This is a genomic window from Leptospira alexanderi serovar Manhao 3 str. L 60 (assembly GCF_000243815.2).
Taxonomy (GTDB): Bacteria; Spirochaetota; Leptospiria; order Leptospirales; family Leptospiraceae; genus Leptospira; species Leptospira alexanderi.
Genome location: NZ_AHMT02000063.1, coordinates 1 through 16615 on the forward strand (window position 1 = coordinate 1; position 16615 = coordinate 16615).

The following is a 16615-nucleotide window of genomic DNA, read 5'->3' on the forward strand; positions in this document are numbered from 1 at the left end:
TTTCGAATTCCTGTCGTCGACGTTTCCAGGAGTAATCATAAATGATAATATTTCACCTTGATCATTTACGATTAAATGCAATTTAAAGCCATAAAACCAGCCTGTGCTCGATTTCCCTCGTTGTGCAGTATCTTTAAATACTTTACAGCGTGTTCTAAAACTTCATTTTATTTTACCAAAGATCAAGCTGCAAGGTTCTGTTCAGTTCCGGTTTTTTCCGTAAGAAAAAATCGAGACTGGACAGGTTCTTATGAGAATGGATTCTTCTGTTGTCGCATACTCCAAAGAATCGTAGAATCAATGAACGATATTCCGGAACATTTTCCCAGACAAGAATTTGATAGAAACGAAGCTATGACAGATAACGCGTTAGGCATCAGTTCAACAAAACGATTGTAACTTACCGCTTTTGGAAATTCCGATTTTAAATTCTTTTTTATGGTAGTGTCAGGAATCCTGTGTAAATAACTTTTTTAAAACGAATCCAATTTCAATCGATCTCCGAAAAGAATCGAAAACTGTTCATCGCTTGAACTCGAGCGACTCGGCTCTCTAAGGATCGCTCGTCATCCCAATCTTGAATCGGCATGGTCCATTTTTTAGACATATTATTCAAAGCTAAATAGAGAAGCTTGATTGCCGCCTCATCGTTCGGAAACGAACCCCGATTCTTGATAATCTTTCTTAAGCCCATATTCATAGATTCGATAGCATTTGTAGTGTATATCGCCTTACGAATGTTAGGTGGATAGGCCAAAAAAGGAATCACCGAATCCCAATTGTTCCTCCAGGACTTACTGATCATCGGATATTGACTGTCCCATTTGGTTGAAAAATCATCAAGGCTTTTCTTAGCAATCTCTTCCGATGGAGATTTGTAGATGGCCTTTAGGTCGACTACCAACTCTTTCCTCTGTTTGTAAGAAACCCATTTCAAAGAATTCCTAACCATAGGAACGATACAAAGTTGAACTTGTGCATTAGGAAAAACTGATATGATTGTATCCGGAAATCCTTTCAATCCGTCGACACAAGCGATTAAGATATCTTCAACGCCTCGATTCTTTAAGTCGGTTAGAATCTGAAGCCAGAACTTTGCCCCTTCGGTTCTTTCTACCCAAATCCCAAGAATCTCTTTTGTGCCCTGTAGATTGATTCCTACTGATCTCTATATAAAGGAGTACCGCCAATTTTAGCACAAATCCCCGTTTAGACGCAGAATTTTGGACACTCTATTATGTAGATTGATTCCTAAAGCCAAATAGAAGGCTTTGTTCACGACGTGGTTGCCATCTCGAACCTTCACGATCAACGCGTCCATGATGAGAATCGGATACACTTTATCCAGGGGTCGATTCTGCCACTCGATCACTGTTTCCATGACGGAATCCGTTACTTGAGAAATTAAATCCGCTGAGACTTCAACTTGATAAATTTCTTTCAGGTGTTGAGATATTTCTCGAGTTGTCATTCCGCGTGAATACATCGAGATGATCTTTTCATCGAAGCCGGTAAAGCGTGTCTGTCCTTTCCGGATTATCTGGGGTTCAAAGCTTCCGTTTCTATCTCGAGGAACTTCCAAGTCAATTGTCCCAAAGTCTCCTTTGAGCTTTTTGCTACTTTTTCCATTTCTTGAATTGCCTGAGTTATTTCCAGTCGAGGAATTTTTCTCATACCCAAGATGATGCGTCATCTCTCCTTGCATCGCTCTTTCAACAAGTGATTTGGTGAGTTGTTTTAAGAGGCCTTCGTTTCCGATCAGCTCTTCGGGGGTTTTACCTTTGATTAATTCATCGAGTAGTTTTTCTGCCCGATTCTTCGGTTTGCTCATACTGCTTTATCCTTGTTACTTTTTCTTTTTTCACAAGTCATTTACACAATCGAGATGACACCCTCTTCGTCTTACATTACTTCTGAAAGAAATTTACTACTGATCTCTATATAATGGGAATTCTTCCGTATATGTTCCACATAATCGTTGTTTTATGGTCCGGTGCTCTGGCCTTTGTGGTTCGATGTTCTATATCTTCGAACTCCTTTAAGCACCCAAAACCGAAAGTGTCCACCAAAGACCAAATCCGCTGATAGAATCTGCTTTTCTTAATATTCCGGATTGAATCTTTTCAGGAGTTTGATTTGATTCTCATGGCAGGCGAGTTTGAAAGTTTCTTCGGAACTCGTAGAATTACTAATTAGCTTAGGCCATGACCTTGCGGGTTTTGCGACCATTTTTCAATTCGTTCGCAAACTCTAGCAAGTTTAGCTTCTTCTTTAAGAATGTATCTGGTGTCGAACTGCGTGGCAAATTTTTGTCCGGACCATTCGAGTTCCTTAATTCAAAGAACGAATCCACCTTAAAAAAATTAAAAGTAACCACGAAAGCCTATTGGGAGAAAAGCGGGAATTCAGATACTAATTTTTAACGTGAGTTCGGCGTAAGAAATTCACGATTTATTTTTTTGTAGGAAGTTTGAATTTGAACTTTGTAAATCTATTCTTAAAATGTGGGAACTATAGCAAATCGCAATTTTAGGAACAAATTCTAAAAGCAGGGACTCCTACTTTTAGAAAATTCTTTCTCATTTGCTTACGACCCTGCTCACGTTAATTTTTATAGAAAGTAATTCACTCGCCCTTCACAACGGATATGAGTTTTATAAAAATAAGTTTTTTCCCAAGCGTTTCGCCATAAAATTCGCATAGTATCCATATTTAAGCAAATGATATCCTTGGTTATAATAATTTACGTTCTAAGTTATAAACTAAGTGGATGAGGGCGGCTTATTAGAATATTCTAAAGTAAAAAAGTGGATAAAGTTTTATAGGAGGCTTGGTTTGTTTCGAATCTTTTGGGCCGTATTTTTGATTTATAGCTTACTTTTGATATTTACCTGCAAAGACGAAAAGAAAGAAATCGTTCGTAAGGAAGGTGAAACGAAAAAGGTCGAAACGATTGCCTATCCTTTTCCTCCCGATAATGCTCCAACTCCCGAAAGAATCTTATTGGGGAAAACTTTATTTTTCGATCCGATTCTTTCCGGTTCCAATTGGATCAGTTGCGCCACTTGTCATAATCCGGGTCTTGCTTGGACGGACGGGTTAAAAACTGCGGTCGGACACAATATGAAGGTTTTGGGAAAAAATACTCCCACGATTCTCAATGGAGCGCACGGAAACAAAATGTTCTGGGACGGCAGGGCGGACAATTTGGAAGCGCAGGCCTTGGGCCCGATTTCATCTCCCGATGAAATGAATCAGGATATGGACGAACTTATATTAGAATTAAAGAATATTCGCGGATACAAAAAATTGTTCTCCAAGGCGTATCCGAACGAGGATATAAATGCGGTAACGATCGGAAAGGCGATCGCAAGTTTTGAAAGAACGATCCTGTCTACTGAGTCTATGTTTGATCGTTGGAAAAAAGGGGATAAAGCCGCGATTTCGGAATCGGCGCAAAGGGGTTTTTCCGTTTTTAACGGAAAAGCGAATTGTTCCGCGTGTCATCAAGGCGACCAGTTTTCGGACAACGGATTTCACAATATCGGTTTGAAAAACGCCTCCAAGGAAGTCGGAAGATTTAAAATCGTGGCGGTAAAAACCATGAAAGGCGCTTTCAAAACTCCCGGTTTGCGGGATGTCGCTTTGACGGGACCGTATATGCACGACGGAAGTTATGCGACCTTAGAAGAGGTTGTTGAACATTATGATCGAGGAGGGGATGAAAAAAACAACCTGGACCCGAACATGACAGTTCTCAAACTTACGAAGGATGAAAAGGCAGATCTCGTCGAGTTTATGAAATCTCTAAACGGCAAAATGGTTCCGATTTCGATTCCGGAGTTTCCTAGATAATTTTATCATAAATTAGGAGTATTGAATGTTAAATCGATTTAGGGCGGTTTTTGTTTTTCTCGTTTTTTGTGGCGGAAGCCTAATTGCGGCGGAACACGAAGTGGGTCAAAAGAATAAGGGTTTTACGGTGGAATCCTTAAAGATCAAAGTCGGAGACGTGGTGAGTTTTCCGAATTACGACACTTTTTATCACAACGTGTATTCCCTATCTCCCACAAAAATTTTCGATTTGGGCTCGTATTCTCAGGGCAAAACGCAAAAGGTAAAGTTTGAAAAACCCGGTAAGATCACCGTTCAGTGCGCGATACATCCCGAAATGAAAATGACGATAGACGTACAATGATGAAAAGATATTCAAAAATTATAATTATTTTTCTTTTTTTGAGTCGACGTTTTCTTTGACGGCTCTTGATTCCATGGAAAAATCCGCGGTTCGGGGAAGTATTGTATTCCGTACTTATTGTGTGCTTTGTCACGGAGAAGCCGCGGACGGAAAGGGCCGCCTTGCGACGGGGAAGGTTCCGCCGCCTGCAAATCTTACGATCACTAAGTTGACCAATGCACAAAAAGAAGAAATCATCAAAAAAGGGGGAATAGGAGTGAATCGTTCTCCGTTTATGCCTCCTTGGAAGGAAGAATTGTCCGAAGAGCAAATCAAAGACGTAATTTCTTACATCAACTTTCTATCGAAATCGAAATAGTCGGCAAAACGTTTCCGCAAACTTTACAGTGAATTTACTCGGCAATATAAGTATTAAAACAAGATTACGTTTCAGCTTCGCAGTCATCATCGGAGTATTTATTCTTTCTTCGGCTTTGATTGTTTACAATACGTTCGTATATCGGAAAACGATTCGATCAATGATTGAAAATTCGCAGCCTAAATTTCAACTGATGAACTTAACTTTGGAAAAGTTGATTCTTACGGAGCTGACTCTTTCCTCCAAGGTATCCACGATTGACGCGCTTCTTTCCGAGGAAGAAAATAAGAAAGTTCGAACCCTATTGGATGAAATAAAGAGAAATAACGTTACGTTTCGGGAATTTTCCTTGGAAGCGAGCGAACTTGAAAATTTGAAAATTTTCGAAGAAGGTTTAGAGAATCTGTCCCAATATGCGGAAACGATTCATAGTTTAGGCAAAGAGAATAAAAGACAAGAAGCTCAGATACTATACGTTCGCGGGATCAATCCTCTGAGTGCTTCCCTAAGAAAAACGATCAAGGTTCTGATCGAATTCGAAGCTTCCCATTCCCGTAAGAGCGAGGACGTCGCGGAAACTCAGCTTACTTTTTCCTTGTATATGATTTGCGCTCTTTCTTTTCTTTCTTTGGTCGCTGGAATCTTATTTTCCAGATCCATTATTCGATCCGTGATGTTTCCTCTCAAAAAGGCGATTCACTTTGCGTCTGAAATTCAAAACGGAAATTTGAATAATCGGATCAAGATCGACCGTTTCGATGAGATGGGAGAACTTTTAGAATTCTTGAAAAAGATGGAAACATCCCTACGTGAAATCATCGTCGAAGCGAGAATTTCGGTCGAGAATTCCCAAAAGGCAAGCCGGGAATTTTACAAGGTTTCGAAAGAATTTATTTCCACATCGGAAACCCAAGCAGACGATTCCCAGAAGGTGGCTGATCATATTGATCGTTTGAGCACGTTGGTGGAGACCAATACTTCCACAATTCTTACTTCCGCCGAACATCTTCGAAATTTGGAAAAGGAAATCCAAAAAAATCTTTCTTCCTTGATTACCGTGACCGAGTCTTTAAACTCTTTAACGCTAAAAGCGCAAGAATCCTCGGAGACGGCATTAAAGGGAAGAGAGAAGGTGGACGGGGTACAGAAATCGTTTTTAGAGGTGAAACGTACCGTTCAAAGAATTAACGAATCTCTCGTAAAGATCGGAGATATTTCCACTCGCACAAACATGCTTGCTCTCAATGCCGCGATTGAGGCAGCGAGAGCCGGAGAACAGGGGAGAGGATTTACAATCGTTGCGGATGAGATTTCACAACTCGCCGATCATACGATGAGAAACACGCGGGAAATTACGGATCTAATCGAATTTACGAGAGCCAGTATCGAATCCGGAAACGGTGAGATGCATCAATTCTCGGATTTTTTTACTATGATTCAAGAGAACGCCTCCAACATGGCGCGTTTTAGCGTGCATCTACTGGAGGATATGAGAGCTCAGGAGTCGGGTTTGAATCTTTGCACTCTCAAAATGCGCGAGATCTCTTCGAATATTACTAATTTAGAATATTCATCTTTGGAAAATAAAAGCGCATACAGTTCCATCAAACTTTCAATTCGGGATCTTTTGCAGGGAGCGGGTTTGATTTCATCGGGTTCTCAGGAAATCAGCTCGGGTGCGAAACGGATCGACGAACAATCGGATAAAGTAAAACGTTTGATGGAGAAGTTTTCGATCTAAGAACGTTCGGTAGTCCTTTTTAAAGGCAATCATTGAAATCGGAACGATCGGAAGTTGTAGTTTTCTTCGAGTGTTTCTGCGAGAATTCATACTTTTTACTTGCAAAAAGTATGAATTTCTGATATAGAGAAATCTCACGATTTTTCCCGCCGCCTTTTCCACTCCGCCAGAACGCGGGGAGAAACTAAAGTGCAATGCTTCCGGCGCGTTAAAGAAATTAAAGCGAAGAGTTTTTCTGAACTCAATAAGTTGATTCCCTATGGATCACAACTTAGGTCGCTCTTGCGGGGCTGAATTTTTACGGAAGATTGTTGTACTTCCGACGGATTTACCTCTCTCAGATTCGAGGGCTTTAGGATGGGCTTTTTTACCATCACCTTACCCACAAATTAAGAAGGCTTTTGGGATCATAAGGATCAAAAACTGATATTTTTCAAGTGTTCCGACAAGAATGGGGCTTTTTACTTGCAAGAAGTATGATTTTGTGGTAAAGAAAAACCTCCCGAGTCTTCCCACCGCCTCTCCCCTCCACCCAAAATCAGGGTGGGGCGTAAGTTTCACAGAGGATTTGTAGTAATTCCGACAGATTTATCTTCGGATCCAAGTATTTGTGGGTAGGATGGGCTTTTTTACGGGTTGCATTGCGCTGAGTTTTTATTCAAAACGGATCGTACGTAAAAGTTTAAGCGAGACTGAAATCGGATATTCCCAAAAAAGGCGGGGATCGAATGAGTCTGTTTCACACAAATAATCGAATGCGGATTCTTTGGGACATTGTAATCTTCGTTTGTATTTTATATGCCTCTGCGGAATCTCCTCTGAGGATCGTTTTGTCGTATGAACAAGGATTCGCGATAAACGGTCTTTATGTTCTTGTGGATTTGCTCTACTTCGGAGATATTCTATTCTACATCTTCTCCCCTGAGTTAGTCGGAAGGGTTTATATTCAAAAAAAGAATGTTTTTCGTTATCTCAAAACTTGGTTCTTTTTTGATTTTATTGCTGCGTTTCCGTTCGAACTTGTGGCTCAAAAAATTTTCGGAATCAATCTTTCTACTCATCCGTATCTATTTCTTCTTTTCGGAATCACTCGAATCGTAAAGGTTGTCCGAGTTCCCGCCATTCTGCACAGACTTAATCTCGCGTTCAAACCCGCACCCGGAGTGTTACGATTGGTCTTGCTCGGATTTTGGATCAGTATTGTCGCTCATTGGTGTGCAGTAGGTTGGTTGTATATGGACGAACTCGATTCTGCAAAAACCGGATGGGACGAATACGTGAAAGCGTTGTACTGGTCCGTGATGACTCTTGCAACGGTGGGTTACGGGGATGTACTTCCGGTAACAACCAATCAAAGAATTTATGTTATTCTTGTGATGATGTTGGGTGCGGCGGTCTATGCCACGGTCATCGGTAATATCGCGAGTATATTAGGAAATCTAGATTTAGTTCGCACCGCCCAATTAAAACGAATGTCTCAAGTGGATTCTTATTTAAGAGCAAGGAATTTACCTTATTTAATCCGAAGAAAGATTCGGGACTATTATATGTATATCATGGAAAGGGGATTTGGAGAAAACGAGAAGGAGCTACTGAGCGATCTTCCTCTTTCCTTACAAAGAGAAGTTAGGATTCATCTTCATAGGGAATTGCTCGAGAAAGTTCCGTTTCTCAAAGGGGCCGAGGCCACACTTGTAACAACCCTGGTGTTTTCTTTAAAACATCATATCTTTCTTCCGGGGGATATCATATTCAGAAAAGGTGATATAGGACATAACCTTTACATCTTAAGCGAGGGCAAGGTGGAGATTCTTTCTAAAAACGATGCAGAGGTCATTGCGACTCTTTCCGAGGGACAGTTTTTCGGGGAACTTGCTTTGGTTACGGAAGAACCGAGATCGGCTACGGTTCGGTCGGTTGGAATTTCCGAACTTTATACGCTCAGTAAGGAGGATTTTTTGAAGGCCTTGAATTTATATCCGGGTTTTAGGGATGCGATGCAGGCGAGTTTAAAAACGTTACAGATTCAAATCGGTTCTAAAAAGTCTAAAAAGTATTCCAAGAAATTCTCAAAAGGCAATAAAAAGAACTGATTCATTCTTGTTCTTCGGCAGATAAGTCTTATGGCGTATCTATCAAAATTCTTACGAAATAAATTTTTACCATCGTTTATAACTATCGAGAGGTTTTTTAGCTTCGGGCCAGTTCCCATTTTTTCCAGTTATGGAAATTTATTTCAAAGATTTCCCTATTTAACGTGAGCAGGGTCGTAAGAAAGTTTGGTTGATAAGAAACTAAAGTGTTATGACCCCTAAACTCAGGCGCAGAGCTTTCGTAAACTCAGCAAACACCTTCCTATGGGTCGGTGTTTAGGTCGCGAATGTTAGGTGGATAGGCCAAAAAAGGAATCACCGAATCCCAATTGTTCCTCCAGGACTTACTGATCATCGGATATTGACTGTCCCATTTGGTTGAAAAATCATCAAGGCTTTTCTTAGCAATCTCTTCCGATGGAGATTTGTAGATGGCCTTTAGGTCGACTACCAACTCTTTCCTCTGTTTGTAAGAAACCCATTTCAAAGAATTCCTAACCATAGGAACGATACAAAGTTGAACTTGTGCATTAGGAAAAACTGATATGATTGTATCCGGAAATCCTTTCAATCCGTCGACACAAGCGATTAAGATATCTTCAACGCCTCGATTCTTTAAGTCGGTTAGAATCTGAAGCCAGAACTTTGCCCCTTCGGTTCTTTCTACCCAAATCCCAAGAATCTCTTTTGTGCCCTGTAGATTGATTCCTACTGATCTCTATATAAAGGAGTACCGCCAATTTTAGCACAAATCCCCGTTTAGACGCAGAATTTTGGACACTCTATTATGTAGATTGATTCCTAAAGCCAAATAGAAGGCTTTGTTCACGACGTGGTTGCCATCTCGAACCTTCACGATCAACGCGTCCATGATGAGAATCGGATACACTTTATCCAGGGGTCGATTCTGCCACTCGATCACTGTTTCCATGACGGAATCCGTTACTTGAGAAATTAAATCCGCTGAGACTTCAACTTGATAAATTTCTTTCAGGTGTTGAGATATTTCTCGAGTTGTCATTCCGCGTGAATACATCGAGATGATCTTTTCATCGAAGCCGGTAAAGCGTGTCTGTCCTTTCCGGATTATCTGGGGTTCAAAGCTTCCGTTTCTATCTCGAGGAACTTCCAAGTCAATTGTCCCAAAGTCTCCTTTGAGCTTTTTGCTACTTTTTCCATTTCTTGAATTGCCTGAGTTATTTCCAGTCGAGGAATTTTTCTCATACCCAAGATGATGCGTCATCTCTCCTTGCATCGCTCTTTCAACAAGTGATTTGGTGAGTTGTTTTAAGAGGCCTTCGTTTCCGATCAGCTCTTCGGGGGTTTTACCTTTGATTAATTCATCGAGTAGTTTTTCTGCCCGATTCTTCGGTTTGCTCATACTGCTTTATCCTTGTTACTTTTTCTTTTTTCACAAGTCATTTACACAATCGAGATGACACCCTCTTCGTCTTACATTACTTCTGAAAGAAATTTACTACTGATCTCTATATAATGGGAATTCTTCCGTATATGTTCCACATAATCGTTGTTTTATGGTCCGGTGCTCTGGCCTTTGTGGTTCGATGTTCTATATCTTCGAACTCCTTTAAGCACCCAAAACCGAAAGTGTCCACCAAAGACCAAATCCGCTGATAGAATCTGCTTTTCTTAATATTCCGGATTGAATCTTTTCAGGAGTTTGATTTGATTCTCATGGCAGGCGAGTTTGAAAGTTTCTTCGGAACTCGTAGAATTACTAATTAGCTTAGGCCATGACCTTGCGGGTTTTGCGACCATTTTTCAATTCGTTCGCAAACTCTAGCAAGTTTAGCTTCTTCTTTAAGAATGTATCTGGTGTCGAACTGCGTGGCAAATTTTTGTCCGGACCATTCGAGTTCCTTAATTCAAAGAACGAATCCACCTTAAAAAAATTAAAAGTAACCACGAAAGCCTATTGGGAGAAAAGCGGGAATTCAGATACTAATTTTTAACGTGAGTTCGGCGTAAGAAATTCACGATTTATTTTTTTGTAGGAAGTTTGAATTTGAACTTTGTAAATCTATTCTTAAAATGTGGGAACTATAGCAAATCGCAATTTTAGGAACAAATTCTAAAAGCAGGGACTCCTACTTTTAGAAAATTCTTTCTCATTTGCTTACGACCCTGCTCACGTTAATTTTTATAGAAAGTAATTCACTCGCCCTTCACAACGGATATGAGTTTTATAAAAATAAGTTTTTTCCCAAGCGTTTCGCCATAAAATTCGCATAGTATCCATATTTAAGCAAATGATATCCTTGGTTATAATAATTTACGTTCTAAGTTATAAACTAAGTGGATGAGGGCGGCTTATTAGAATATTCTAAAGTAAAAAAGTGGATAAAGTTTTATAGGAGGCTTGGTTTGTTTCGAATCTTTTGGGCCGTATTTTTGATTTATAGCTTACTTTTGATATTTACCTGCAAAGACGAAAAGAAAGAAATCGTTCGTAAGGAAGGTGAAACGAAAAAGGTCGAAACGATTGCCTATCCTTTTCCTCCCGATAATGCTCCAACTCCCGAAAGAATCTTATTGGGGAAAACTTTATTTTTCGATCCGATTCTTTCCGGTTCCAATTGGATCAGTTGCGCCACTTGTCATAATCCGGGTCTTGCTTGGACGGACGGGTTAAAAACTGCGGTCGGACACAATATGAAGGTTTTGGGAAAAAATACTCCCACGATTCTCAATGGAGCGCACGGAAACAAAATGTTCTGGGACGGCAGGGCGGACAATTTGGAAGCGCAGGCCTTGGGCCCGATTTCATCTCCCGATGAAATGAATCAGGATATGGACGAACTTATATTAGAATTAAAGAATATTCGCGGATACAAAAAATTGTTCTCCAAGGCGTATCCGAACGAGGATATAAATGCGGTAACGATCGGAAAGGCGATCGCAAGTTTTGAAAGAACGATCCTGTCTACTGAGTCTATGTTTGATCGTTGGAAAAAAGGGGATAAAGCCGCGATTTCGGAATCGGCGCAAAGGGGTTTTTCCGTTTTTAACGGAAAAGCGAATTGTTCCGCGTGTCATCAAGGCGACCAGTTTTCGGACAACGGATTTCACAATATCGGTTTGAAAAACGCCTCCAAGGAAGTCGGAAGATTTAAAATCGTGGCGGTAAAAACCATGAAAGGCGCTTTCAAAACTCCCGGTTTGCGGGATGTCGCTTTGACGGGACCGTATATGCACGACGGAAGTTATGCGACCTTAGAAGAGGTTGTTGAACATTATGATCGAGGAGGGGATGAAAAAAACAACCTGGACCCGAACATGACAGTTCTCAAACTTACGAAGGATGAAAAGGCAGATCTCGTCGAGTTTATGAAATCTCTAAACGGCAAAATGGTTCCGATTTCGATTCCGGAGTTTCCTAGATAATTTTATCATAAATTAGGAGTATTGAATGTTAAATCGATTTAGGGCGGTTTTTGTTTTTCTCGTTTTTTGTGGCGGAAGCCTAATTGCGGCGGAACACGAAGTGGGTCAAAAGAATAAGGGTTTTACGGTGGAATCCTTAAAGATCAAAGTCGGAGACGTGGTGAGTTTTCCGAATTACGACACTTTTTATCACAACGTGTATTCCCTATCTCCCACAAAAATTTTCGATTTGGGCTCGTATTCTCAGGGCAAAACGCAAAAGGTAAAGTTTGAAAAACCCGGTAAGATCACCGTTCAGTGCGCGATACATCCCGAAATGAAAATGACGATAGACGTACAATGATGAAAAGATATTCAAAAATTATAATTATTTTTCTTTTTTTGAGTCGACGTTTTCTTTGACGGCTCTTGATTCCATGGAAAAATCCGCGGTTCGGGGAAGTATTGTATTCCGTACTTATTGTGTGCTTTGTCACGGAGAAGCCGCGGACGGAAAGGGCCGCCTTGCGACGGGGAAGGTTCCGCCGCCTGCAAATCTTACGATCACTAAGTTGACCAATGCACAAAAAGAAGAAATCATCAAAAAAGGGGGAATAGGAGTGAATCGTTCTCCGTTTATGCCTCCTTGGAAGGAAGAATTGTCCGAAGAGCAAATCAAAGACGTAATTTCTTACATCAACTTTCTATCGAAATCGAAATAGTCGGCAAAACGTTTCCGCAAACTTTACAGTGAATTTACTCGGCAATATAAGTATTAAAACAAGATTACGTTTCAGCTTCGCAGTCATCATCGGAGTATTTATTCTTTCTTCGGCTTTGATTGTTTACAATACGTTCGTATATCGGAAAACGATTCGATCAATGATTGAAAATTCGCAGCCTAAATTTCAACTGATGAACTTAACTTTGGAAAAGTTGATTCTTACGGAGCTGACTCTTTCCTCCAAGGTATCCACGATTGACGCGCTTCTTTCCGAGGAAGAAAATAAGAAAGTTCGAACCCTATTGGATGAAATAAAGAGAAATAACGTTACGTTTCGGGAATTTTCCTTGGAAGCGAGCGAACTTGAAAATTTGAAAATTTTCGAAGAAGGTTTAGAGAATCTGTCCCAATATGCGGAAACGATTCATAGTTTAGGCAAAGAGAATAAAAGACAAGAAGCTCAGATACTATACGTTCGCGGGATCAATCCTCTGAGTGCTTCCCTAAGAAAAACGATCAAGGTTCTGATCGAATTCGAAGCTTCCCATTCCCGTAAGAGCGAGGACGTCGCGGAAACTCAGCTTACTTTTTCCTTGTATATGATTTGCGCTCTTTCTTTTCTTTCTTTGGTCGCTGGAATCTTATTTTCCAGATCCATTATTCGATCCGTGATGTTTCCTCTCAAAAAGGCGATTCACTTTGCGTCTGAAATTCAAAACGGAAATTTGAATAATCGGATCAAGATCGACCGTTTCGATGAGATGGGAGAACTTTTAGAATTCTTGAAAAAGATGGAAACATCCCTACGTGAAATCATCGTCGAAGCGAGAATTTCGGTCGAGAATTCCCAAAAGGCAAGCCGGGAATTTTACAAGGTTTCGAAAGAATTTATTTCCACATCGGAAACCCAAGCAGACGATTCCCAGAAGGTGGCTGATCATATTGATCGTTTGAGCACGTTGGTGGAGACCAATACTTCCACAATTCTTACTTCCGCCGAACATCTTCGAAATTTGGAAAAGGAAATCCAAAAAAATCTTTCTTCCTTGATTACCGTGACCGAGTCTTTAAACTCTTTAACGCTAAAAGCGCAAGAATCCTCGGAGACGGCATTAAAGGGAAGAGAGAAGGTGGACGGGGTACAGAAATCGTTTTTAGAGGTGAAACGTACCGTTCAAAGAATTAACGAATCTCTCGTAAAGATCGGAGATATTTCCACTCGCACAAACATGCTTGCTCTCAATGCCGCGATTGAGGCAGCGAGAGCCGGAGAACAGGGGAGAGGATTTACAATCGTTGCGGATGAGATTTCACAACTCGCCGATCATACGATGAGAAACACGCGGGAAATTACGGATCTAATCGAATTTACGAGAGCCAGTATCGAATCCGGAAACGGTGAGATGCATCAATTCTCGGATTTTTTTACTATGATTCAAGAGAACGCCTCCAACATGGCGCGTTTTAGCGTGCATCTACTGGAGGATATGAGAGCTCAGGAGTCGGGTTTGAATCTTTGCACTCTCAAAATGCGCGAGATCTCTTCGAATATTACTAATTTAGAATATTCATCTTTGGAAAATAAAAGCGCATACAGTTCCATCAAACTTTCAATTCGGGATCTTTTGCAGGGAGCGGGTTTGATTTCATCGGGTTCTCAGGAAATCAGCTCGGGTGCGAAACGGATCGACGAACAATCGGATAAAGTAAAACGTTTGATGGAGAAGTTTTCGATCTAAGAACGTTCGGTAGTCCTTTTTAAAGGCAATCATTGAAATCGGAACGATCGGAAGTTGTAGTTTTCTTCGAGTGTTTCTGCGAGAATTCATACTTTTTACTTGCAAAAAGTATGAATTTCTGATATAGAGAAATCTCACGATTTTTCCCGCCGCCTTTTCCACTCCGCCAGAACGCGGGGAGAAACTAAAGTGCAATGCTTCCGGCGCGTTAAAGAAATTAAAGCGAAGAGTTTTTCTGAACTCAATAAGTTGATTCCCTATGGATCACAACTTAGGTCGCTCTTGCGGGGCTGAATTTTTACGGAAGATTGTTGTACTTCCGACGGATTTACCTCTCTCAGATTCGAGGGCTTTAGGATGGGCTTTTTTACCATCACCTTACCCACAAATTAAGAAGGCTTTTGGGATCATAAGGATCAAAAACTGATATTTTTCAAGTGTTCCGACAAGAATGGGGCTTTTTACTTGCAAGAAGTATGATTTTGTGGTAAAGAAAAACCTCCCGAGTCTTCCCACCGCCTCTCCCCTCCACCCAAAATCAGGGTGGGGCGTAAGTTTCACAGAGGATTTGTAGTAATTCCGACAGATTTATCTTCGGATCCAAGTATTTGTGGGTAGGATGGGCTTTTTTACGGGTTGCATTGCGCTGAGTTTTTATTCAAAACGGATCGTACGTAAAAGTTTAAGCGAGACTGAAATCGGATATTCCCAAAAAAGGCGGGGATCGAATGAGTCTGTTTCACACAAATAATCGAATGCGGATTCTTTGGGACATTGTAATCTTCGTTTGTATTTTATATGCCTCTGCGGAATCTCCTCTGAGGATCGTTTTGTCGTATGAACAAGGATTCGCGATAAACGGTCTTTATGTTCTTGTGGATTTGCTCTACTTCGGAGATATTCTATTCTACATCTTCTCCCCTGAGTTAGTCGGAAGGGTTTATATTCAAAAAAAGAATGTTTTTCGTTATCTCAAAACTTGGTTCTTTTTTGATTTTATTGCTGCGTTTCCGTTCGAACTTGTGGCTCAAAAAATTTTCGGAATCAATCTTTCTACTCATCCGTATCTATTTCTTCTTTTCGGAATCACTCGAATCGTAAAGGTTGTCCGAGTTCCCGCCATTCTGCACAGACTTAATCTCGCGTTCAAACCCGCACCCGGAGTGTTACGATTGGTCTTGCTCGGATTTTGGATCAGTATTGTCGCTCATTGGTGTGCAGTAGGTTGGTTGTATATGGACGAACTCGATTCTGCAAAAACCGGATGGGACGAATACGTGAAAGCGTTGTACTGGTCCGTGATGACTCTTGCAACGGTGGGTTACGGGGATGTACTTCCGGTAACAACCAATCAAAGAATTTATGTTATTCTTGTGATGATGTTGGGTGCGGCGGTCTATGCCACGGTCATCGGTAATATCGCGAGTATATTAGGAAATCTAGATTTAGTTCGCACCGCCCAATTAAAACGAATGTCTCAAGTGGATTCTTATTTAAGAGCAAGGAATTTACCTTATTTAATCCGAAGAAAGATTCGGGACTATTATATGTATATCATGGAAAGGGGATTTGGAGAAAACGAGAAGGAGCTACTGAGCGATCTTCCTCTTTCCTTACAAAGAGAAGTTAGGATTCATCTTCATAGGGAATTGCTCGAGAAAGTTCCGTTTCTCAAAGGGGCCGAGGCCACACTTGTAACAACCCTGGTGTTTTCTTTAAAACATCATATCTTTCTTCCGGGGGATATCATATTCAGAAAAGGTGATATAGGACATAACCTTTACATCTTAAGCGAGGGCAAGGTGGAGATTCTTTCTAAAAACGATGCAGAGGTCATTGCGACTCTTTCCGAGGGACAGTTTTTCGGGGAACTTGCTTTGGTTACGGAAGAACCGAGATCGGCTACGGTTCGGTCGGTTGGAATTTCCGAACTTTATACGCTCAGTAAGGAGGATTTTTTGAAGGCCTTGAATTTATATCCGGGTTTTAGGGATGCGATGCAGGCGAGTTTAAAAACGTTACAGATTCAAATCGGTTCTAAAAAGTCTAAAAAGTATTCCAAGAAATTCTCAAAAGGCAATAAAAAGAACTGATTCATTCTTGTTCTTCGGCAGATAAGTCTTATGGCGTATCTATCAAAATTCTTACGAAATAAATTTTTACCATCGTTTATAACTATCGAGAGGTTTTTTAGCTTCGGGCCAGTTCCCATTTTTTCCAGTTATGGAAATTTATTTCAAAGATTTCCCTATTTAACGTGAGCAGGGTCGTAAGAAAGTTTGGTTGATAAGAAACTAAAGTGTTATGACCCCTAAACTCAGGCGCAGAGCTTTCGTAAACTCAGCAAACACCTTCCTATGGGTCGGTGTTTAGGTCGC

General features: G+C 40.7%; 8 protein-coding genes and 5 pseudogenes. 10 read left to right on the plus strand and 3 right to left on the minus strand.

From position 1 onward, the window contains the following. Positions 1-150: pseudogene (locus LEP1GSC062_RS25700) on the minus strand (transposase); the annotation flags it as partial. 323 nt (positions 151-473) lie between these two features. Beyond that, positions 474-1831, minus strand: a pseudogene (locus tag LEP1GSC062_RS20095) (IS256 family transposase). Positions 1832-2835: 1004 nt separating this feature from the next. Here LEP1GSC062_RS20095 and LEP1GSC062_RS20100 point away from each other — a divergent pair. From LEP1GSC062_RS20100 to LEP1GSC062_RS20120, 5 genes and pseudogenes are all read left to right on the plus strand, one after another. Further along, the gene (locus LEP1GSC062_RS20100) at positions 2836-3855 is read left to right on the plus strand and encodes a cytochrome-c peroxidase (RefSeq protein ID WP_020985327.1); all 1020 of its coding nucleotides are present in this window, start codon (positions 2836-2838) and stop codon (positions 3853-3855) included. A gap of 25 nt (positions 3856-3880) precedes the next feature. Beyond that, the gene (locus tag LEP1GSC062_RS20105; protein WP_010576975.1) at positions 3881-4198 is read left to right on the plus strand and encodes a methylamine utilization protein; all 318 of its coding nucleotides are present in this window, start codon (positions 3881-3883) and stop codon (positions 4196-4198) included. Continuing rightward, positions 4198-4556: pseudogene (locus LEP1GSC062_RS20110) on the plus strand (c-type cytochrome). Before LEP1GSC062_RS20105 ends, LEP1GSC062_RS20110 begins: the two are co-directional and overlap by 1 nt. Before the next feature lie 28 nt (positions 4557-4584). Beyond that, a complete protein-coding gene (locus LEP1GSC062_RS20115; RefSeq protein ID WP_010576973.1) occupies positions 4585-6297 on the plus strand; it encodes a methyl-accepting chemotaxis protein in 1713 nt (570 codons plus the stop codon). Positions 6298-7052: 755 nt separating this feature from the next. Further along, positions 7053-8390, plus strand: coding sequence for a cyclic nucleotide-binding domain-containing protein (locus LEP1GSC062_RS20120; protein WP_010576972.1), 1338 nt, complete (start codon positions 7053-7055; stop codon positions 8388-8390). 283 nt (positions 8391-8673) lie between these two features. On the opposite strand, the pseudogene LEP1GSC062_RS20125 reads toward LEP1GSC062_RS20120, so the two are convergent. Further along, positions 8674-9771: pseudogene (locus LEP1GSC062_RS20125) on the minus strand (IS256 family transposase); the annotation flags it as partial. A gap of 1004 nt (positions 9772-10775) precedes the next feature. Here LEP1GSC062_RS20125 and LEP1GSC062_RS20130 point away from each other — a divergent pair. From LEP1GSC062_RS20130 to LEP1GSC062_RS20150, 5 genes and pseudogenes are all read left to right on the plus strand, one after another. Further along, the gene (locus tag LEP1GSC062_RS20130) at positions 10776-11795 is read left to right on the plus strand and encodes a cytochrome-c peroxidase (RefSeq protein ID WP_020985327.1); all 1020 of its coding nucleotides are present in this window, start codon (positions 10776-10778) and stop codon (positions 11793-11795) included. Positions 11796-11820: 25 nt separating this feature from the next. Beyond that, positions 11821-12138, plus strand: coding sequence for a methylamine utilization protein (locus tag LEP1GSC062_RS20135; protein WP_010576975.1), 318 nt, complete (start codon positions 11821-11823; stop codon positions 12136-12138). After that, positions 12138-12496, plus strand: a pseudogene (locus tag LEP1GSC062_RS20140) (c-type cytochrome). Before LEP1GSC062_RS20135 ends, LEP1GSC062_RS20140 begins: the two are co-directional and overlap by 1 nt. A 28-nt stretch (positions 12497-12524) precedes the next feature. Beyond that, positions 12525-14237, plus strand: coding sequence for a methyl-accepting chemotaxis protein (locus tag LEP1GSC062_RS20145; RefSeq protein WP_010576973.1), 1713 nt, complete (start codon positions 12525-12527; stop codon positions 14235-14237). A gap of 755 nt (positions 14238-14992) precedes the next feature. Beyond that, on the plus strand, positions 14993-16330 hold the full coding sequence (locus LEP1GSC062_RS20150) for a cyclic nucleotide-binding domain-containing protein (RefSeq protein WP_010576972.1): 1338 nt from the start codon (positions 14993-14995) through the stop codon (positions 16328-16330). Positions 16331-16615 lie beyond the last annotated feature (285 nt).

Bases quoted from the DNA above. Each gene is read 5' to 3' on its own strand.
- LEP1GSC062_RS20150 (WP_010576972.1), top strand. From the start codon at position 14,993: ATGCGGATTCTTTGGGACATTGTAATCTTCGTTTGTATTTTATATGCC.
- LEP1GSC062_RS20135 (WP_010576975.1), top strand. From the start codon at position 11,821: ATGTTAAATCGATTTAGGGCGGTTTTTGTTTTTCTCGTTTTTTGTGGC.
- LEP1GSC062_RS20120 (WP_010576972.1), top strand. From the start codon at position 7,053: ATGCGGATTCTTTGGGACATTGTAATCTTCGTTTGTATTTTATATGCC.
- LEP1GSC062_RS20105 (WP_010576975.1), top strand. From the start codon at position 3,881: ATGTTAAATCGATTTAGGGCGGTTTTTGTTTTTCTCGTTTTTTGTGGC.